This is a genomic window from uncultured Ruegeria sp. (assembly GCF_947489545.1).
GTDB lineage: Bacteria > Pseudomonadota > Alphaproteobacteria > Rhodobacterales > Rhodobacteraceae > Ruegeria.
On sequence record NZ_CANLDZ010000009.1, the window covers coordinates 121,789 to 140,550 of the forward strand.

Here is an 18,762-nt window from a genome sequence, read left to right on the forward strand (position 1 = left end):
GCATCAGCCCCGAAGTCATGGAAACGACCTGTCAAATGCCCAAAGCGAAGATAACCAAAGAAGAGGCGCTGGCCTTTCACCTGGACCCAACACCCGGCAAGTGGGAGGTGCAGGCCACCGTCCCGATGACCACGCAGCGGGATCTGTCGCTGGCCTACAGCCCCGGTGTCGCTGTTCCATGTGAAGCAATCGCGGAAAACCCCGAAACGGCGTATGACTACACCAACAAAGGCAATCTGGTCGCCGTGATCTCAAACGGGACGGCGGTTCTGGGCCTTGGCAACCTAGGGGCGCTGGGCTCGAAACCGGTGATGGAAGGGAAATCGGTTCTGTTCAAGCGGTTCGCTGATGTGAACTCGATCGATATCGAGCTCGACACCGAAGACCCGGATGAGTTTTGCCGCGCCGTGCGGCTGATGGGACCCACGTTCGGTGGTATCAACCTCGAAGACATCAAGGCGCCTGAGTGCTTCATTATCGAACAGCGCCTGAAGGAAGAGATGGATATTCCCGTCTTCCACGATGATCAGCACGGTACGGCGGTGATCTGTGCGGCCGGATTGCTGAATGCGCTGCAGATCTCGGGCAAGAAGATTGAAGATGTGAAAATCGTTCTCAACGGCGCGGGCGCTGCTGGGATTGCGTGTATCGAACTTCTCAAGGCGATGGGTGCGCGGCATGAAAACTGCATCGTTTGTGACACCAAGGGCGTGATCTATCAGGGCCGAACCGAGGGAATGAACCAGTGGAAATCGGCCCACGCTATCTCGACTGAATTGCGCACCCTGGAAGAGGCAATGAAGGACGCGGATGTGTTCCTAGGCGTGTCGGTTAAGGGGGCCGTGACGCAGGATATGGTTGTTTCGATGGCCGACAACCCGGTCATTTTTGCGATGGCCAACCCTGATCCGGAAATTACGCCGGAAGAAGCGCACGAGGTCCGCGTTGATGCGATCGTCGCCACGGGCCGCAGTGATTACCCCAACCAGGTGAACAACGTGCTGGGCTTTCCGTACCTATTTCGGGGTGCGTTGGATATCCATGCCCGCGCCATCAATGATGAAATGAAAATCGCCTGTGCCCATGCGCTTGCGCGGCTTGCGCGCGAGGATGTGCCGGATGAGGTGGCTATGGCCTATGGCAAATCGCTGACTTTTGGTCGCGACTATATCATTCCGACGCCGTTCGATCCGCGCTTGATCCACCGTATTCCACCCGCAGTGGCTAAGGCTGGTATGGATACCGGGGCCGCGCGGCGTCCGATCATCGATATGGATGCCTATGAGCTGAGCCTCAAATCCCGCATGGACCCAACCGCCAGCATCCTGCGCGGCCTGAACGCCCGTGCCCGCGCGGCACAAAGCCGGATGGTCTTTGCCGAGGGCGATGATCCCCGCGTGCTGCGTGCAGCGGTGATGTACCAGCGCTCGGGTTTCGGAAAAGCTTTGGTTGTGGGCCGTGCCGATGACGTCAAAGAAAAGCTTCAGGCAGCGGGTCTGGGCGATGCCGTGCGCGAACTTGAAGTTGTGAATGCGGCAAACACCACGCATCTCGAGACGTATAAGGAATTTCTATATAAACGGTTGCAGCGTAAGGGCTTTGACCACAAAGATATCCATCGCCTGGCAGCCCGTGACCGGCACGTGTTTTCGTCCCTGATGTTGGCCCATGGGCATGCAGACGGGCTGGTGACCGGTGCCACCCGCAAATCGGCACATGTTCTGGATCGAATCAATCATGTGTTTGACGCAGACGCGGTCCATGGCGCCGCAGGTGTAACGGCGTTGCTGCACAAGGGCCGGATCGTTTTGATCGGCGACACACTGGTGCACGAATGGCCGGATGAAAATGATCTGGCCAATATCGCCGAACGCGCCGCCGCCGTTGCACGCCATATGGGGATCGAGCCGCGCGTCGCCTTTGTCAGCTTCTCAACGTTTGGCTACCCGGTCTCCGAACGGGCCGAGAAGATGCACGTTGCACCGACGGTCCTGGATGCCCGGGGTGTTGATTTTGAATATGAGGGTGAGATGACGGTGGATGTGGCGCTGAATGTCGATCAGCAAGAAGCCTATCCCTTCTCGCGCCTGACCGGTCCTGCAAACATCCTGATCGTGCCCGCGCGGCATTCGGCATCGATTTCAACGAAGCTGATGCAGGAGATGGGCGGGGCCACGGTCATCGGGCCGATCCTGTCGGGGATCGACAAGCAGATCCAGATTTGCTCGACCGGTTCGACGGCAAATGACATTCTGAACATGGCCATCCTGGCCTCCTGCGATATTGAGTAAGCCATGACGATCTGGAACCTCGGCTCGATCAATGCGGATATGGTTTATGCTTTGCCGCACTTACCTGCGCCCGGAGAAACCCTTGCGGCGAGTGGGCTGGATCGGTTTTTGGGGGGCAAAGGCGCCAACATGTCGGTCGCCGCTGCACGGGCAGGGTCCCGGGTCAGCCATATCGGAGCCGTGGGCACGGATGGGCGTTGGGCAAAGGATCGCCTGACAGAATATGGCGTCGACACACGGTATATTGCAGAGGTTGAGGTTCCCACAGGCCACGCAATCATTGCCGTAGACGCACATGGTGAAAACCTGATCATCCTTTTCCCGGGCGCCAATCACACGCTGGACACCGCGCAGTTGGGGCAGGCGTTGGCCTCAGCCAATACCGGCGATCTGTTGGTTTTGCAGAACGAAACCAATGCGCAGGTCGAAGCGGCGCGATTGGGGCGCGAGATGGGTTTGACCGTCTGTTACGCCGCAGCGCCGTTTCAGGCGCAGGCGGTTCAGGCCGTTCTGCCCTATCTGGATTTTCTGATCCTGAATGAGGTTGAGGCTGAGCAGCTGCGTCAGGACACTGGCCTGGACGCAAAGGATCTGCCCGTTCGGCATGTGATTGTGACCTTGGGCTCCAAGGGTGCACGGTATCTGCAACAGGGATGTGATCCGCTCGAATTTGCCGCACATAAAGTTCAGGCCGTGGATACAACTGGCGCGGGCGACACCTTCACAGGATACGTTCTGGCTGGCATGGACCGGGGCATGCCAATGGAACATGCAATTGAGCAGGCGAACCGTGCTGCGGCCCTGATGGTCACGCGGCACGGCACCGCTGATGTTATTCCTGATTTACGAGAGGTGCGCGACGCGCAGTTCGACTAGGACCCGACGAAAGGCGCAGCGCTTCCCCAAAGCTGTTTGACCCGTGCATCCCGTCCGCAAGCCTGGCGATAGGCTTTATAGGCTTTCTTCTGACGTTTTGGACCAAACCGGGTAAACACCAGTTTTTCACCTTTGTAGTAATCCTGATGGTAAGCCTCGGCCGGGTAAAAGGTCGATTGCTGCAGGATCGGGGTCACGACGGTCTGGTTCAAAGCCGCTTGCGCATTGGCTTTTGCTGCCTCTGCCTGGGCTTTTTCACCTGTGTTAGAGACGAAGACAGCGGTGCGGTAGCTGTCGCCCCGATCGCAGAATTGGCCGCCTGCATCGGTGGGATCGACCGACCGGAAGAACATGTTCAGCAGCGTTTCACGTGACACACGGGCCGGATCGAACGAGATCTGGACGGCTTCATAGTGGCCCGTGCCCCCTTTGGTCACTTGGTCGTAGGTTGGGCTGGCGGTTGTGCCGCCTGTATAACCGGATACCGCCCCAATCACGCCGGGGACGGATTCGAAATCGGATTCAACACACCAAAAGCACCCGCCCGCCACGGTCAGCGTTTCTGTTCCCGCAGCTGGCGCTGGTTGGGCACGCAACAGGGCAACAAAGACAATCAGTGCAAACAACAGGGTGGGTTTGATGCAGTCGTGATACACAGTCCGTGTCATGGCAAGTCTCCTTCCTGGATCAGCGTGGCCCGACTCCGATGAACTTGCAATTGGCTGACATGGTTTGTCACGCGCTGGTGAGACGAGTTTATCGCCAGCGCAGCGGTGATGGATTTTAACCCAGCAACTGTCCCAGTTTCATCGCAACACCCATGTTGCCCGAAACCTTAAGTTTGCCCAGCGCCACGCCGGTCATCGGGTTCAGCTTGCCTGTCAACAGCTTGATGAGGTTGTCTTTGGAGATCCGAATGGTGCAGTCTGCATCCCGATCCTGTGTCGAGGCCTGATTATCCGCCAAAACAATCACGCCGTCCTCACCACAATCGAATTTCAACGACCCGTCAAAGGTCTTGCCATCCAGCGCCTTTTGAATGCCGTTGACGATGTCCTGAAGCATGATCTTTGTCCTTTCACTGTTGACGCATGCGTAAAGACAAAATCTCGGCTGCGGCAAGAGTGACCCTACGGGAGCTTGCATGTCACCTAACTGAAAAAGAAAACCCCGGCAGCGTATCCGCGTGCCGAGGCAGTGTTTTGGTCTAAAGCGTTGACTACTTGGCCAGACGCTTGTCCCGTGCCGCCAGCAGCTTCAGGCGCAGTGCGTTCAGCTGGATGAACCCGGCGGCGTCTTTCTGATCATAGGCGCCGGCGTCTTCCTCAAAGGTCACATGCGCCTCGGAATACAGCGAATGATCAGACCAGCGACCCACGGTCGAGGCCAGACCTTTGTACAGTTTCACGCGGACGGTGCCTGTGACGTGTTCCTGAGACTTATCGATGGCGGCCTGCAACATCTCACGCTCGGGCGAGTACCAGAAGCCGTTATAGATAATTTCGGCATATTGCGGCATCAGCTGGTCTTTCAGATGCATCGCGCCACGGTCCATGGTGATGGATTCGATGCCGCGGTGTGCTTCCAGCAGGACGGTGCCGCCGGGTGTTTCGTAGATGCCGCGCGACTTCATGCCCACAAACCGGCCTTCGACCAGATCCAGACGGCCAATGCCGTGCTTGCCGCCGTATTCGTTCAGCTTGGTCAGAATGGTCGCGGGGCTCATTGCTTCGCCGTTGATGCTGACCGCGTCGCCTTTCTCGAAACCGATTTCAATGAATTCGGGTTCGTTCGGCGCATCCTCGGGGTGGACGGTGCGCTGATAGACGTAATCGGGCGCCATATCGGCCGGGTCTTCCAGAACCTTACCCTCGGACGAGGTGTGCAGCAGGTTGGCATCGACCGAGAACGGCGCTTCGCCACGTTTGTCTTTTGCAATTGGGATCTGGTTGGCCTCGGCAAACTCCAGCAGACGGGTGCGGCTGGTCAGATCCCATTCGCGCCACGGCGCAATCACTTTGATGTCAGGGTTCAGCGCATAAGCGGCCAGTTCGAACCGCACCTGGTCGTTGCCTTTACCGGTCGCGCCATGGGCCACGGCGTCCGCGCCGGTGGCTTCGGCAATCTCGACCAGACGCTTTGAGATCAGCGGGCGTGCGATCGATGTGCCCAGCAGGTATAAACCCTCATACTGCGCGTTGGCGCGGAACATGGGGAAGACGAAGTCGCGGACAAACTCTTCGCGGATGTCCTCAATATAGATGTTCTCGGGCTTGATCCCCAGCAGTTCGGCCTTCTTGCGGGCAGGGTCAAGCTCTTCGCCCTGACCAAGATCGGCGGTGAAGGTCACGACCTCACAACCATACTCGGTTTGCAGCCATTTCAGGATGATCGAGGTATCAAGGCCACCGGAATAGGCCAGAACAACTTTCTTGGGCGCGGACATTGGATTCCCTCTTTATCAAATGACGGATGGCCCCTAACGGTTTTTTGGCAACAGGGCAAGGCGATCACATTGACGCTGTCTCCAAGTTGCGATCATGTGCAGCAAGTAATTTGCCAAATGGTTGAGGAGCTGGGTTCGGATGTTAGGTTGGAAGATTTTTGCGCATGCAGCGAAGATGATTTTCAGGAATTTCCCGGCGACCTTCAAAATTTTCTTTATCCCTTTTTTGGCGATTTTCGGGATTTTTATCTCCATCGCACTTCTCAACGGAGCGTTCGCCGGAGATGGATCCACACAAAGTGCTCCTAGCGCAGGAAGCAGTATCGCTCAAGTTACAGTGATGGTTGTTGCAACGGTCATTTTCCTGATTTGGGGCGTTGTTTCATGGCACCGTTATGTCTTGCTTGAGGAATATCCACCGAGCATTGTCCCGGACTTCAATCTTGGTCGCATCGGGAACTACCTCTGGAAATCTGTGGTACTAAGTCTCGTACTTGCGTTGATCTTGATACCATTGGTGATGATCAGCGCGGGATTGATAGGCGCGATGCCACTAGGAGCGCTGTTCACCTTTGCTCTGAGTGCATTTCTCGGGGGTTACCTGATGTTGCGCTTCGCTCTTGTCCTTCCGGCCGCCGCGCTTGAAAAACCGATGCGGCTAGGTGAATCCTGGTCAGCGACTGGTGGATTTGCCAGTGCGATCTTTTTGGTGCTCATGTGCCTTGTTGCGTTGCAGGTTTTGCTTGATGCCTCATTGTTTCTATTGGTTGATATGCCAGGAGTTGCAGCAATTTGGGAGATCGCGACATCCTTGTTTGTTGCTCTGCTCCACGTGAGTATTCTGACAACAATGTATGGCGTTTTCATCGAAAAGCGCGAACTCACCTGACCCCTGTACACACATGTATTCCTTGCCCTTTAGGTGGGGATGCGACACTGACACTGACATGACCGATTTCATGACCCGCGCCCGTGCCGCTGAACAGGCGATGCGTTCTGTTTTTCCTGCAACTCCAATGCAGCGGAATGCACATTTGTCCGAGCGCTACGGGGCCGATATCTGGCTGAAGCGTGAAGATCTGAGCCCGGTTCGGTCTTACAAGATTCGCGGTGCCTTCAACGCTATGCGCAAGCAGACAGGGCAGGATCTGTTCGTTTGCGCCAGTGCGGGTAACCACGCTCAGGGCGTCGCGTTCATGTGCAAGCACATGAACGTCCGGGGTGTGATCTTCATGCCCGTTACGACACCACAACAGAAAATCCAAAAAACCCGTATCTTTGGCGGCGACAATATCGAGATCCACCTGACTGGCGACTATTTCGATGATACGCTTGCCGCCGCTCAGACATGGTGCGCCGAACAGGGTGGGCACTTTCTGTCTCCGTTTGATGATGCAGATGTGATTGAAGGGCAGGCCTCGTTGGCTGTCGAAATCGAGGCGCAACTGGGCGCGGCTCCTGATCATATCGTGTTGCCGGTCGGAGGAGGGGGTATGTCCGCGGGCGTTGCGACATGGTTTGGTGATCGCAGTCATTGCCTGTTCGTGGAACCTGCTGGTGGCGCGTGTTTGCGCGCGGCCTTGGCCGCCGGGCATCCCGTAGCACTGGATCATGTCGACACTTTTGTTGATGGTGCTGCGGTGGGTCGGATCGGCGAAAAGCCCTTTGAGTTGCTGCGCGATCGCCATTTGTCGGATGTGTTGACCCTGTCCGAGGACCGTATCTGTACCACCATGATCGAAATGCTGAACGTCGAAGGAGTTGTACTGGAACCCGCAGGCGCGCTGGCGATTGAGGCGGTGGGCGATGTTCAAAGCTTTGTGCGCGGTAAAACCGTGGTTTGCGTTACCTCGGGCGGCAATTTTGATTTTGAGCGGTTGCCGGAAGTGAAAGAACGGGCTCAGCGCTATTCGGGCGTTAAGAAATACTTCATCCTGCGCCTGCCACAGCGCCCCGGCGCCTTGAAAGAGTTTCTGGGCATTCTGGGCCCCGAGGATGACATCGCCCGGTTCGAATACATGAAGAAGTCAGCGCGCAATTTCGGGTCGGTCCTGATTGGGATCGAAACCCGCAAGCCCGAAAACTTCATGCGCCTGTTTGCTCATCTAGATGATGCGGGCTTTACCTATACTGACATCACCGAGGATGAGACACTGGCGCAGTTCGTGATCTGAGATCAGGTCAGGTTTGCGGCAAGATTAGCCTGGAACACTGACTTTGACGCATCATACGCGGCCAGAATTGCGGACAAATCGACGTCCATGCTTTTGCCTGCGGCAGCGCTGCGTTCTCCATCCTGACACAGTTTCGAGAACTGATCGAACCCAAGGCTCAGCGCGCTGCCTTTAAGGAAATGCAGGTTTTGCTCAAGCTCGCGCCGCTCAGTATCCGTGTGCAGGCGTGTGATCACTTCCTGAACTTCGTCCAGAAATATCTCGACGACCTCACCGAACTCATCCGCGCCAACCTCGTCCCGCAATTGTCTGACTCTCGGCCAGTGGATCATGGCCATTCTCCTGAATCGGATTGCGCATATCCGTTGGTACTGTGCGCCCGGTAAATAGCTGGTTAAGCGTAGTGAATTTCTTTAGCTGCGGGCTTTCACCGGATGTTAAACTCCACAGGACTAGGCTCGTCATGTTCGCGAAAATGACACAGCGTAGGGGTTGTTGGGTGCAAGGGGTGAGGCTCGAGCAGGCCAATTCAGATTTGGACTTCGGCGCAATCCGAAAGGTGCTGGTCGTCGATGACAGTCGCCTTCAGCGTCGTATTTTGGTCGCATCCCTCAAGAAATGGGGATTTGAGGTGATCGAAGCGGACAGCGGCGACGTTGCGCTTGATATGTGTTCCGGTGATCCGCCCGATCTGGTCCTAAGTGACTGGGTGATGCCGGGGATGAGCGGGCTGGAATTCTGCCGGTCGTTTCGCGCGTTGGATACAAAGCAATACAGCTATTTCATCCTCCTGACATCAAAAAGCGAAAAGCAAGAGGTCGCACGCGGGCTGGATGCTGGCGCGGATGACTTTCTGATCAAACCGCTTGAGGCGGACGAGCTGCGCGCGCGCATTGCGGCAGGCGCCCGCATTCTGGATATGCAGCGCGAGCTTTCTGAAAAGAACCGGATCATCGAATCCGCGCTTGAAGACCTCAAGCTGGCCCATGATGCGATCGACAAAGATCTGATGCAGGCCCGAAAGATCCAGGAATCACTGGTGCCCGAATTGACCAGACAGTTCGGAAAATCGCAGGTCAGTTTGTTGCTGAAGCCTTGTGGCCATATTGGCGGTGATTTGGTGGGCATGTTCTCTCCGGGTGAAAACCGGTTGGGGTTCTACAGCATCGATGTGTCTGGTCACGGCATCACATCAGCAATGATGACGGCGCGGTTGGGCGGGTACCTGTCAAGTAATCACTTTGATCAGAACGTGGCGATGGAACGGCGGTTCAGCAAATTCTACGCACTTTTGCCGCCCGAAGATGTCGCTGACACACTCAACTCGCGACTAATGGCTGATGAGGGGATCGAAGAGTATTTCACGATGGTCTATGCCATCGTCGATTTGCGCAACGGGCATTTGAAAATGGTCCAAGCCGGGCACCCCCATCCTTTGGTGATGCGTCAGGATGGCAGCGCTGAGTTTTTGGGCGATGGCGGGTTGCCCGTCGGGCTGTTGCCGGATGTCTCTTTTCAGCAGGTACAAACACAGCTGCGTCCCGGCGACAAGCTCTTGCTATATTCGGATGGATTTACGGAATGCCACCTTGAGGGCGGCGGGATGTTGGACGAAGACGGGCTGCGCGAAATGGCATTGGAATGCGCAGCGGGCCCGGGTGGGCCTGAGTTTCTCGATGATATGTTCTGGCGATTAACGCAGGTGATGTCCCCTGATGATGGCATGGGCGATGATGTGTCAGCTGTGTTGTTCGAATATAATGGGCCCTAAAGCCCTGTAAGGTGAAGACCGGCGAAATGCCGGTCACCATCACTGCCCAACAGCTCGACCGCGTCGGCGCTATGCATCCAAAGCGCCTCGTGAAAGGCCTCGGTCGGTGGGCCCATGCTGCGAACCGGGCGCGCGCGATAGATCAGGCAGATCTTCTCGGCCCACAGGTCGTATTCCGGCATATAGGTAAAGCGGCGAAATGCGCCGACACGGCGGGGTGCTGCAACCGACCACCCGGTTTCCTCAAAAACTTCGCGATGTAGGGCCGCAACAGGCGATTCGCCCGGATCAATACCTCCGCCGGGCAGTTGTAGATCGGGGCCTGGCTCGGTCTGGCACGTCAGCAAAAGATGACGTCCGCGCGGCAGCAAAGCGTAAACTCCGACCCTTCGTTTGTATGTCCGCCCCGGCTCTGGGGTTTCACCGAACCGCCTGATCATGTATGGCCCCTTAAAACCAAATCTGTTCGACCTATATGGTTGCGGTATGCCAACCCGTGGCGTGTAAGGAAACCCCATGTCTCTTGGAACGAAAATCGCGTGGGACGATACCGTCCTGCCCTTTCAACTTGATGTACCGGATATGCGTGGCCGCGTGGCCCGGCTGGATGGTGTGCTCGACGGCATTTTGAAGCAGCATGATTATCCGGAAAAAGTCGAAGCGTTGGTGGCCGAGATGGCCCTGCTGACTGCATTGATCGGCCAGACCGTATCATTGCGCTGGAAGCTGTCGTTGCAGGTGCAGTCCAAGGGCGCCGTGCGCATGATCGCAACCGATTACTACGCGCCGCAGGCCGAGGGCGAGCCCGCCCGCATTCGCGCCTATGCCAGTTTCGACCCCGACCGCTTGACGAACGGCGCGCCGTTCGATCAAGTCGGCGAAGGGTATTTCGCCATCATGATTGATCAAGGCGAAGGCACGCAGCCGTATCAGGGGATCACACCTTTGGCCGGTGGGTCGCTGATCGCCTGTGCCGAAGCGTATTTTGCGCAATCCGAACAATTGCCGACACGATTCTCACTGAGTTTCGGCAAATCCACCGAGCCCGATGTCGGAGAGCATTGGCGCGCCGGCGGGATCATGCTGCAGCACATGCCAAAGGCCTCGCCTTTTGTGGCGTCAAATGAGGGTGAGGGCGAAATCCTGTCTGCCAAAGATCTGGTTGATGGCGAAGAAGGCGAAAACTGGGGCCGGGTCAACATCTTGCTGGACACGGTGGAGGATTTGGAGCTGATCGGGCCGTCGATTGCGCCGACCGATCTGCTTGTGCGCTTGTTTCATGAAGAACAGCCGCGGGTCTACGACGCGCAATCGGTGCAGTTTGGCTGCACCTGTTCTGAAGATCGGGTGCGCCAAAGCCTGTCGATTTACTCGGCCAAGGACATCGAAAAGATGACCACGCCCGAAGGCGAAGTCACCGCCGATTGCCAGTTCTGCGGGTCACATTACGTGCTGGATCCTGCGACTGTTGGGTTTGATGCCGAAGACGCCGAAGGTGCATGACCCGTCTGAACAGATCCGGGCGGCCCTGCGCCGCCCCGGTCACGGCTCCAGCGATTTTGACCTGAACCCGGAAACCGTTCTTCCGCCCGGACGCAAGCTGCGTCCGGCAGGTGTGCTGGTACCAATTTCCGTCGTCGATGACGTGCCACGACTGATCCTGACCAAACGGTCTTCGGCCCTGAAACATCATCCCGGTCAGATCGCCTTTCCCGGCGGCAAGCAGGATGAGGGCGATGTTGATGTCACCGCAGCAGCATTGCGTGAAGCACAGGAAGAAATTGGCCTGCCGAGCGATCTGCCCGAGGTGCTGGGGTTCCTGCCGACGCATGAGACAGTGACGTCGTTTTCCGTAACACCAGTGGTGGCCATTCTGCGCCACTCATTCCAGGCGATACCTGAACCCGGAGAGGTGGACGAAGTGTTTTCGGTTCCACTCAAGCACATCCTGGACCCGTCCAATTATGTGGTAGAGTCGCGCAGGTGGCGTGGCCAGCGGCGAAAGTACTTCACAGTGCCATTCGGCCCCTATTACATCTGGGGCGCAACGGCCCGCATATTGCGGGGATTGGCGGCGCGGGTGAGTGAATGAAGCAGATTGAAGAGCCCTGGGTCTCGGAGCAGTCGACTCAAAAGGTATGTGCCGCCCTGACTGCGGCGGGCAGCCAGGCCTTGTTTGTCGGTGGCTGCGTGCGCAATGCGCTGCTGGGTGTGCCGGTCCGAGACATCGATATTGCCACAGATGCGCTGCCGGATCAGGTGGTTGCGTTGGCAAAAGACGCAGGGCTTAAGGCGATTCCAACCGGAATTGAACACGGCACGGTCACGATTGTCAGCCACGGTATCCCGCATGAAATCACCACTTTCCGCCGCGATGTGGAAACCGATGGCCGCCGAGCCGTCGTAGCCTTTTCTGACAAGGTCGAAGAAGATGCGGCGCGTCGCGATTTCACCATGAACGCGATCTATGCGCAGCCCGATGGGGCAATTCTGGACCCGTTAAACGGCTTACCGGATCTCGAAAAACGCCATGTGCGGTTCATCGGCACCGCTGCGCATCGTATTCGCGAAGACTATCTGCGGTCGCTGCGTTACTTCCGCTTTCACGCCTGGTATGGCGATCCGGATGCCGGGTTTGATCCTGATGCGATGGCCGCAATTTCCAAAAACCTGGACGGGTTGGCGTTGCTGTCACGCGAACGCGTTGGGGCAGAGCTGTTGAAACTTTTGGCCGCACCTGATCCTGCGCCATCTGTTGCCGCAATGCGCAGCACCGGGGTTTTGGCGCAACTGCTTCCGGGTGCGGATGATCGGGCCTTGGGCCCATTGATCCATCTTGAACAGGCGTCCTCGACCGAACCCGATCCTGTGCGCCGGCTGGCCGCGATGGTGACGTCTGAGGACGCGACAACGCTTCGACTTAGCCGGTCGCAATTGCAACGCCTTGCCCGCATGCGGGATGAGGCGCAGGCGACAACAAGCGTTGCTGAACTGGGATACCGCTACGGCGACGAGGGCGGGTTGCACGAAACCTTGCTGCGCTGCGCGTTCTTCGAGCAACCTTGGACCGAAGACCTGAGGCAGGCCTTGCATTCAGGCGCGTCAGCCCGTTTTCCGATCAAGGCCAAAGACTTGATTCCTGAGTTTTCCGGGCCGGCGCTGGGCAAGAAACTGGCCGAGCTGGAAGGGCGTTGGATTGCATCGGGCTTTACCCTGACCCGCAAAGATTTGCTGGGCGGTTAGCACGAAGTCTCAAAAGGGGATGACAAATCAAATCGAGTATGGTTACTTGCGCCTGTCACTTGATTTGGAGGGAGGCATGCGAATGTATTACGGGATCTGGTTCGGCTAAAGCCGGAACGCTCGACCCGTAGGGGTGGTGTTCTGGCGCCATCTTTCTTCGCACGTCCTATTTATCTTGCTCAATTGGAGCATCCTCCATGTTTCGCTATTTCGAAAACCTTGTAGACCCTTTTGTCGCCTATACGGAATCTGACACACCACCAACGCGGCTGTGGCCGTTCATGCTGGATTATTCACAGCCCTTCATGAAGGTCTTTTTCTGGGCCGGACTTATTTCCATCATCGTGGCAGGCGTTGAGATCGGACTGATCTATTACATGGGCCGCGTTGTCGATCTGCTGGGCGGCACGCCGACCGAAGTCTGGCAAAACCACGGAACCGAACTGCTGTGGATGGCCGCATTTATTCTATTGTTGCGACCCATCCTGCATCTGGTCGACGTCCTGTTGTTGAACAACACGATCCTGCCGAACTTTGGCACGCTGATCCGCTGGCGCGCGCATAAACACGTGCTGCGTCAATCGGTTGGTTGGTTTGAAAACGACTTTGCAGGCCGTATCGCCAACCGGATTATGCAGACGCCACCAGCTGCGGGCGAAGTGGTGTTTCAGGTCTTTGACGCGATTTCATTCTCGCTTGCTTACCTGATCGGCGCGGCGATTCTGCTGTACGCGGCAGATGCGCGCCTGCTTATTCCGCTCCTGATTTGGTTCGCGTTTTATGCTGTGCTGGTGCGTTGGACCGTAAAACGTGTTGGACCGGCCTCGCAGGCGGCCTCAGATGCACGCTCGACCGTGACGGGTCGTGTGGTGGACAGCTATACCAACATTCATTCGGTTAAGATGTTCGCCCATAACGCGCAAGAATTGGACTATGCGCGCGAAGCGATCGAGGAAACGCGCCGCACATTTCAGGTCGAAATGCGGATCTTCACTGTCATGGATGCTGTTCTGGTCACCCTGAACGGCCTGCTGATAGTTGGTGTTGTGGGTTGGGCGATTTATCTGTGGATGCAGGGCAGCGCGACCGTAGGTGTGGTCGCCGCTGCAACTGCGCTGACGCTGAGGCTGAACGCCATGACCGGCTGGATCATGTGGGCGCTGACCAGCTTCTTCCGTCAGCTCGGTATTGTGGCCGAAGGGATGCAGACGATTGCGCAACCTGTCGATTTGCTGGACGCCCCGGCTGCCAAGCCTCTGCGCCTGACAAACGGCCAGATCGAAATCCGCGATTTGTCGCATCATTACGGGCGCGAAACCGGTGGTCTGGATCATATCAACATATGCGTTCAGCCCGGTGAAAAGATTGGCCTGATCGGTCGGTCTGGTGCTGGTAAATCGACCCTCGTGAAACTGCTCTTACGGTTTTACGACGTTGAACGCGGCGCTATCCTGATTGACGATCAGAACATCGCACAGGTCACTCAGGACAGTCTGCGCAGTCATATCGGTATGGTTCAGCAGGACAGCGCATTGTTGCATCGCTCGGTTCGGGACAACATTCTATATGGCCGTCCTGATGCCACTGAATTGCAGATGATCACAGCGGCGAAACAGGCCGAGGCGCATGAGTTCATCCTTGACCTGCAGGATCCTGAAGGGCGCACCGGCTATGACGCGCATGTGGGGGAACGCGGCGTAAAGCTCAGCGGTGGTCAAAGGCAGCGGGTGACGCTGGCGCGGGTGATCTTGAAAGACGCCCCGATATTGTTGTTGGACGAGGCAACATCCGCCCTAGATTCCGAGGTTGAAGCGTCAATTCAGGAAACCCTCTACGGCATGATGCAAGGTAAAACCGTGATCGCCATTGCCCACCGGCTCAGCACTATCGCACAGATGGACCGCATTCTGGTGATGGATGGGGGCCGCATCGTGGAAGAGGGTGCGCATTCCGAGCTGTTGTCGCAGGGCGGCCTTTACGCGCAGTTCTGGGCGCGGCAGTCTGGCGGCTTCATGAACCCGGAGGCCGCTGAATGAGGGTTGCCGACCTCATAAACCCATTCAAGAACATCGAAACGCCCCCACCGCAAACTTTGGGGGCGTTCATTCGCTGGAGCTTATCCGGCGCGTGGCCGATGCTGTTTATTGCGGCGTTCTTCTCGGCAACCGCTGGCGCGATGGAGGCGGGGACCGCCTGGATCCTCGGTTGGGTGATCGATGTGGCGACCTCCAGCGGGCCTGAGGACTTTCTGACCGCTGGAAACATGTGGATGATCTTCGGCGCAGTGGCGTTTTTCATGGTGCTGCGACCCATCCTGTTTGGGCTGTCGTCGCTGTCGAACAATTACATTGTCATGCCTAACATCCCGCCATTGGTTCTGGCCAAGTTGAACCGTTGGACGCTGGGCCAGTCCGTGACCTATTTCGATGACGATTTCGCGGGCCGGATTGCTCAGAAGCAGATGCAGACCTCGAATGCCATGGCCTCGGTCGTGTCGGAAACGATTAGCGCAATTGTCTTCGCTTTGGCGTCACTTGTGGGCTCTTTGCTTTTGTTAGGGTCTATTCACCCGTTGGTGATGTTGCCGTTTGCGGCCTGGCTTGTGGTGTATTTCTTGCTGGTGCGGTGGTATCTGCCGCGCATCCGCAAACGATCGGCAGAACGGGCCGGGGCGCGGGCGATGGTGTCAGGACAGGTGGTCGATACGATCACCAATATCAAAACCGTCAAACTGTTTGCCCATGCGGATTTCGAAGATCAGGCCGCGCGGCACTCGATGGTCGAGCTGCGCGAAAGATCGCTGGATTTCGGCAAACTATCGGCAAGCTTCCGATTCATTCTGATGACGCTCGCTGGGATTCTCCCGGTCCTGTTGCTGGGCGCAACGCTTTGGCTGTGGCAAGCCGGCAGTGCAACTGCTGGCGATATCGTTGCGGCCGGTGCCGTTTCGATCCGCATCGCGCAAATGACAGGCTGGGTCAGTTTCACGCTGATGGGTCTGTACGCCAATGTCGGAGAAATCGAGAACGGCATGAAGACGCTGGCCAAACGCGACCGGGTCGAAGACGCATCACAGGCCAGGGAGCTAAACGTTACCGAAGGCAGCATCAGTTTTGACGCTGTCAGCTTTGCCTATGGCCGGGATGTTGGCGGTGTCACAGACCTGAATATGACCGTAAAGCCGGGTGAGAAACTGGGTATCGTCGGTGCTTCCGGTGCCGGGAAATCAACCTTGGTTTCGTTGTTATTGCGGCTCTATGACGGGGAAAAAGGTACAATTAGCATCGATGGGCAGGATGTGTCACATGTGACGCAGGACAGCCTGCGCCGCCAGATCGGCATGGTCACGCAAGAAACCGCGATGTTCAATCGCTCGGCCCGCGAGAATATCCTCTATGGTCGCCCTGACGCCCGAGAGGCTGAGATGGTCGAGGCGGCAAAAAAGGCCGAAGCGCATGAGTTCATCCTCAGCCTTCAGGATGCGCATGGTCGCACCGGATATGATGCGCATCTGGGAGAACGTGGAGTGAAACTCAGCGGCGGTCAGCGTCAGCGGATCGCACTGGCCCGCGCCATTCTGAAGGACGCGCCGATCCTGGTTTTGGACGAGGCGACATCAGCGCTGGATTCCGAGGTCGAGGCATCGATTCAGACCGCACTACACCGGGTGATGCAGGGCAAGACGGTTCTGGCCATTGCGCACCGTTTGTCGACGCTCAGCGAGATGGACCGCATTGTCGTGTTGGACCATGGACAGATCGTAGAAACCGGCACCCATGATGCGTTGTTGGAAAAAGGCGGGCTATACGCTCGGTTCTGGCATCGTCAATCGGGCGGGTTCATTCAGGCGGAAGCTGCCGAATAAGGGTTTTGTTGCGGGTAATCCCCCGGTATCAGGCCAGCTATGACGCAACAATTCACCATAAACCGCCTTGGGCACCAGGGCGATGGCATCGCGGATGGCCCAGTCTATGCGCCGCGCACCCTGCCGGGCGAGGTGGTCAGCGGCACGCTTCTGGATCAATTCCTGACTGATATTCGGGTGGATACGCCTTCCGACCAGCGGGTGAAGGCGCCGTGCCGTCACTATAAGGCGTGTGGCGGATGCCAGCTGCAGCATGCGTCTGATGCGTTTGTTGCAGATTGGAAAGTCGACATCGTCCGCAACGCGCTTGCGGCACAAGGGTTAGAGGCGACTATGCGCCCGATCCACACGTCGCCGGAACGATCTCGTCGCCGCGCGACCATCACTGTGCGTAGGACGAAGAAGGGCACGCTGGCCGGTTTTCATGGACGCGCTTCGGATACCATCACAGAAATTCCCGATTGCCATCTGTTGGACCCGGCTCTGATTGCCGCGATTCCAGTGGCCGAGGCGCTGGCCGCGTTGGGCGGCAGCCGAAAGGGGGCTCTTGCCGTTACCCTGACCCTGTCCGAGGGCGGTTTGGATGTGGCCGTCAAAGGTGGCAAGCCACTGGATGGACCTTTGGAACTGGCGCTGGCGCAGGCCACGGAGAAACATGCGCTCGCGCGGCTCAGTTGGGATGGCGAGGTGATTGCCATGCGCCACGCCCCTGTTCAACGGTTTGGAGATGTCGCGATCGTGCCCCCGTCGGGCGCGTTTCTGCAAGCAACCAAAGACGGCGAACAGGCTCTAACATTGGCGGTTTTGGAGGCTGTTCAGGGCGCTAAGCGAGTTGTTGATCTGTTTTCCGGCAGCGGTACGTTCTCTCTCCCATTGGCAAAAATGGCGGAAGTCCACGCAGTTGAGGGTGAAGCTGCCATGAACCAGGCCTTGGATAAGGGATGGCGCCGGGCGCAAGGCCTCAAGCGTATAACGACCGCGGTGCGGGATCTGTTTCGCCGTCCGTTGATGCAGGATGAGTTGAACTCCTTTGATGCTGTTGTCCTGGACCCGCCGCGCGCAGGGGCCGAAGCGCAAGTGGCCGAATTGGTTCAGGCGCAACGCCCGGTGATTGCCTATGTCTCGTGCAACCCGGTGACCTTTGCGCGCGACGCCAAATCCCTTGTCGATGCAGGATACACCCTTAAATGGGTACAGGTTGTTGACCAATTTCGATGGTCGTCACATACGGAACTTGCCGCGCGGTTTGTGCTGAACCCCGGATCTTGAGCAGACAGGAGAGAGCGAGACATGGGGTTCAATCAGCGCTTGCTGGCCATCATCGAAGCGCCAGCCTTCGGGCGGTTCATTACCGGTGTCATTATCTTCAATGCTGTGTTGCTGGGGATGGAAACGTCGCCCACGCTGATGGCACAAGCGGGTCCATTGATCGTATTTCTGGACAGCGTTTGCCTGGGCATCTTTGTTGTCGAGATCGGGATCAAGCTGATCGTCACTGGCCGCAGGTTTTTTACCAGCGGCTGGAACATCTTTGACTTTCTGATCGTCGGGATTGCGCTGGTTCCGGGGGGCGGAGGGCTGTCAGTATTGCGGGCCCTGCGTATCCTGCGGGTGCTGCGTGTCATTTCCGTCGCGCCACGTCTGCGCCGCGTGGTCGAAGGCTTTATCTCGGCCGTTCCGGGTATGGCTAGTGTGTTCCTGTTGATGGCGATTCTCTTTTACATCGGTGCGGTGATCTCGACCAAACTGTTCTCGCAATCTTTCCCCGACTGGTTTGGTGATCTTGGGCTGTCGGCCTATACCTTGTTCCAGATCATGACGCTGGAAAGCTGGTCGATGGGCATCGTCCGCCCGGTGATGGAGGTGTATCCTTATGCCTGGTTGTTTTTTGTCCCATTCATCATGGTCACGACATTTGCGGTGGTGAACCTGCTGGTCGGCTTGATCGTAAATTCGATGCAGGATGCCCATCATGCCGAAGATGAGGTGAAAACAGACGCCTACCGGGACGAGGTAATTGCGCGACTTGAAATCATCGAACGCCATTTAATTGAGCAGTCGAACATCAAAAAGTGATTTCAGTTTTTATTTTTTTT

17 protein-coding genes are annotated in these 18,762 nt (G+C 57.1%); 12 read left to right on the forward strand and 5 right to left on the reverse strand.

The features are described from left to right. The first annotated feature begins 35 nt into the window (after window positions 1–35). Both Q1B13_RS14050 and Q1B13_RS14055 read left to right on the forward strand, forming a co-directional pair. Window positions 36–2,291 (forward strand): NADP-dependent malic enzyme, encoded by a 2,256-nt coding sequence (locus Q1B13_RS14050; protein WP_299081167.1) that lies wholly within the window; start codon window positions 36–38, stop codon window positions 2,289–2,291. 3 nt (window positions 2,292–2,294) lie between these two features. After that, a complete protein-coding gene (locus tag Q1B13_RS14055) occupies window positions 2,295–3,167 on the forward strand; it encodes a ribokinase (RefSeq protein ID WP_299081164.1) in 873 nt (290 codons plus the stop codon). Here the strand turns inward: Q1B13_RS14055 and msrA are convergent. The 3 genes from msrA to Q1B13_RS14070 all read right to left on the reverse strand — a co-directional run bounded on the left by msrA (window position 3,164) and on the right by Q1B13_RS14070 (window position 5,613). Then, complete coding sequence (gene msrA / locus Q1B13_RS14060) at window positions 3,164–3,835, reverse strand: peptide-methionine (S)-S-oxide reductase MsrA (protein ID WP_299081161.1); 672 nt, start codon at window positions 3,833–3,835, stop codon at window positions 3,164–3,166. The genes Q1B13_RS14055 and msrA overlap by 4 nt on opposite strands. 115 nt (window positions 3,836–3,950) lie before the next feature. Next, the gene (locus Q1B13_RS14065; protein WP_299081158.1) at window positions 3,951–4,232 is read right to left on the reverse strand and encodes an SCP2 sterol-binding domain-containing protein; all 282 of its coding nucleotides are present in this window, start codon (window positions 4,230–4,232) and stop codon (window positions 3,951–3,953) included. 154 nt (window positions 4,233–4,386) lie between these two features. Further along, entirely contained in the window at window positions 4,387–5,613 is a 1,227-nt protein-coding gene (locus Q1B13_RS14070) for an argininosuccinate synthase (RefSeq protein WP_299081157.1), read from the reverse strand. 139 nt (window positions 5,614–5,752) lie between these two features. Between Q1B13_RS14070 and Q1B13_RS14075 the strand changes: the two genes are divergently transcribed. Then, window positions 5,753–6,502 carry a hypothetical protein gene (locus tag Q1B13_RS14075; RefSeq protein WP_299081155.1) on the forward strand — a complete coding sequence of 250 codons (750 nt, stop codon included), beginning with the start codon at window positions 5,753–5,755 and terminating at the stop codon, window positions 6,500–6,502. Between the two features lie 58 nt (window positions 6,503–6,560). Continuing rightward, window positions 6,561–7,787, forward strand: coding sequence for a threonine ammonia-lyase IlvA (gene ilvA / locus Q1B13_RS14080; protein WP_299081153.1), 1,227 nt, complete (start codon window positions 6,561–6,563; stop codon window positions 7,785–7,787). A gap of 2 nt (window positions 7,788–7,789) precedes the next feature. Here the strand turns inward: ilvA and Q1B13_RS14085 are convergent, their stop codons facing one another. After that, on the reverse strand, window positions 7,790–8,119 hold the full coding sequence (locus Q1B13_RS14085) for an Hpt domain-containing protein (RefSeq protein WP_299081151.1): 330 nt from the start codon (window positions 8,117–8,119) through the stop codon (window positions 7,790–7,792). Window positions 8,120–8,295: 176 nt separating this feature from the next. On the opposite strand from Q1B13_RS14085, the gene Q1B13_RS14090 reads away from it, so the two are divergent. Continuing rightward, complete coding sequence (locus Q1B13_RS14090; RefSeq protein ID WP_299081148.1) at window positions 8,296–9,558, forward strand: PP2C family protein-serine/threonine phosphatase; 1,263 nt, start codon at window positions 8,296–8,298, stop codon at window positions 9,556–9,558. Here Q1B13_RS14090 and Q1B13_RS14095 read toward each other — a convergent pair. Next, the gene (locus Q1B13_RS14095; RefSeq protein ID WP_299081145.1) at window positions 9,555–9,998 is read right to left on the reverse strand and encodes an NUDIX hydrolase; all 444 of its coding nucleotides are present in this window, start codon (window positions 9,996–9,998) and stop codon (window positions 9,555–9,557) included. The genes Q1B13_RS14090 and Q1B13_RS14095 overlap by 4 nt on opposite strands. A gap of 76 nt (window positions 9,999–10,074) precedes the next feature. On the opposite strand from Q1B13_RS14095, the gene Q1B13_RS14100 reads away from it, so the two are divergent. From Q1B13_RS14100 to Q1B13_RS14130, 7 genes are all read left to right on the forward strand, one after another. After that, window positions 10,075–11,061: an Hsp33 family molecular chaperone HslO gene (locus Q1B13_RS14100; RefSeq protein ID WP_299081142.1), complete on the forward strand. Its 987-nt coding sequence runs from the start codon at window positions 10,075–10,077 to the stop codon at window positions 11,059–11,061. Then, the gene (locus Q1B13_RS14105) at window positions 11,036–11,650 is read left to right on the forward strand and encodes a CoA pyrophosphatase (protein ID WP_299799841.1); all 615 of its coding nucleotides are present in this window, start codon (window positions 11,036–11,038) and stop codon (window positions 11,648–11,650) included. Before Q1B13_RS14100 ends, Q1B13_RS14105 begins: the two co-directional genes overlap by 26 nt. Then, the gene (locus Q1B13_RS14110) at window positions 11,647–12,801 is read left to right on the forward strand and encodes a CCA tRNA nucleotidyltransferase (RefSeq protein ID WP_299081136.1); all 1,155 of its coding nucleotides are present in this window, start codon (window positions 11,647–11,649) and stop codon (window positions 12,799–12,801) included. The genes Q1B13_RS14105 and Q1B13_RS14110 overlap by 4 nt, the downstream gene beginning before the upstream one ends. Before the next feature lie 197 nt (window positions 12,802–12,998). Further along, window positions 12,999–14,837 (forward strand): ABC transporter ATP-binding protein, encoded by a 1,839-nt coding sequence (locus Q1B13_RS14115; protein WP_299081133.1) that lies wholly within the window; start codon window positions 12,999–13,001, stop codon window positions 14,835–14,837. After that, window positions 14,834–16,666 carry an ABC transporter ATP-binding protein gene (locus tag Q1B13_RS14120; RefSeq protein WP_299081130.1) on the forward strand — a complete coding sequence of 611 codons (1,833 nt, stop codon included), beginning with the start codon at window positions 14,834–14,836 and terminating at the stop codon, window positions 16,664–16,666. The genes Q1B13_RS14115 and Q1B13_RS14120 overlap by 4 nt, the downstream gene beginning before the upstream one ends. Window positions 16,667–16,705: 39 nt before the next feature. Beyond that, window positions 16,706–17,935, forward strand: a complete 1,230-nt coding sequence (locus Q1B13_RS14125) for a class I SAM-dependent RNA methyltransferase (RefSeq protein WP_299081127.1) — start codon at window positions 16,706–16,708, stop codon at window positions 17,933–17,935. Between the two features lie 21 nt (window positions 17,936–17,956). Continuing rightward, the gene (locus Q1B13_RS14130) at window positions 17,957–18,742 is read left to right on the forward strand and encodes an ion transporter (RefSeq protein WP_299081124.1); all 786 of its coding nucleotides are present in this window, start codon (window positions 17,957–17,959) and stop codon (window positions 18,740–18,742) included. The last annotated feature ends 20 nt before the right edge of the window (window positions 18,743–18,762 follow it).

Excerpts from the sequence above, each read along its gene's own strand:
- msrA (WP_299081161.1), bottom strand. The coding sequence starts at position 3,835 with ATGACACGGACTGTGTATCACGACTGCATCAAACCCACCCTGTTGTTT.
- Q1B13_RS14100 (WP_299081142.1), top strand. The coding sequence starts at position 10,075 with ATGTCTCTTGGAACGAAAATCGCGTGGGACGATACCGTCCTGCCCTTT.
- Q1B13_RS14095 (WP_299081145.1), bottom strand. The coding sequence starts at position 9,998 with ATGATCAGGCGGTTCGGTGAAACCCCAGAGCCGGGGCGGACATACAAA.
- Q1B13_RS14115 (WP_299081133.1), top strand. The coding sequence starts at position 12,999 with ATGTTTCGCTATTTCGAAAACCTTGTAGACCCTTTTGTCGCCTATACG.
- Q1B13_RS14065 (WP_299081158.1), bottom strand. The coding sequence starts at position 4,232 with ATGCTTCAGGACATCGTCAACGGCATTCAAAAGGCGCTGGATGGCAAG.
- Q1B13_RS14125 (WP_299081127.1), top strand. The coding sequence starts at position 16,706 with ATGACGCAACAATTCACCATAAACCGCCTTGGGCACCAGGGCGATGGC.
- Q1B13_RS14050 (WP_299081167.1), top strand. The coding sequence starts at position 36 with ATGCCCAAAGCGAAGATAACCAAAGAAGAGGCGCTGGCCTTTCACCTG.
- ilvA (WP_299081153.1), top strand. The coding sequence starts at position 6,561 with ATGACCGATTTCATGACCCGCGCCCGTGCCGCTGAACAGGCGATGCGT.
- Q1B13_RS14110 (WP_299081136.1), top strand. The coding sequence starts at position 11,647 with ATGAAGCAGATTGAAGAGCCCTGGGTCTCGGAGCAGTCGACTCAAAAG.
- Q1B13_RS14105 (WP_299799841.1), top strand. The coding sequence starts at position 11,036 with ATGCCGAAGACGCCGAAGGTGCATGACCCGTCTGAACAGATCCGGGCG.
- Q1B13_RS14120 (WP_299081130.1), top strand. The coding sequence starts at position 14,834 with ATGAGGGTTGCCGACCTCATAAACCCATTCAAGAACATCGAAACGCCC.
- Q1B13_RS14130 (WP_299081124.1), top strand. The coding sequence starts at position 17,957 with ATGGGGTTCAATCAGCGCTTGCTGGCCATCATCGAAGCGCCAGCCTTC.
- Q1B13_RS14085 (WP_299081151.1), bottom strand. The coding sequence starts at position 8,119 with ATGATCCACTGGCCGAGAGTCAGACAATTGCGGGACGAGGTTGGCGCG.
- Q1B13_RS14055 (WP_299081164.1), top strand. The coding sequence starts at position 2,295 with ATGACGATCTGGAACCTCGGCTCGATCAATGCGGATATGGTTTATGCT.
- Q1B13_RS14070 (WP_299081157.1), bottom strand. The coding sequence starts at position 5,613 with ATGTCCGCGCCCAAGAAAGTTGTTCTGGCCTATTCCGGTGGCCTTGAT.
- Q1B13_RS14075 (WP_299081155.1), top strand. The coding sequence starts at position 5,753 with ATGTTAGGTTGGAAGATTTTTGCGCATGCAGCGAAGATGATTTTCAGG.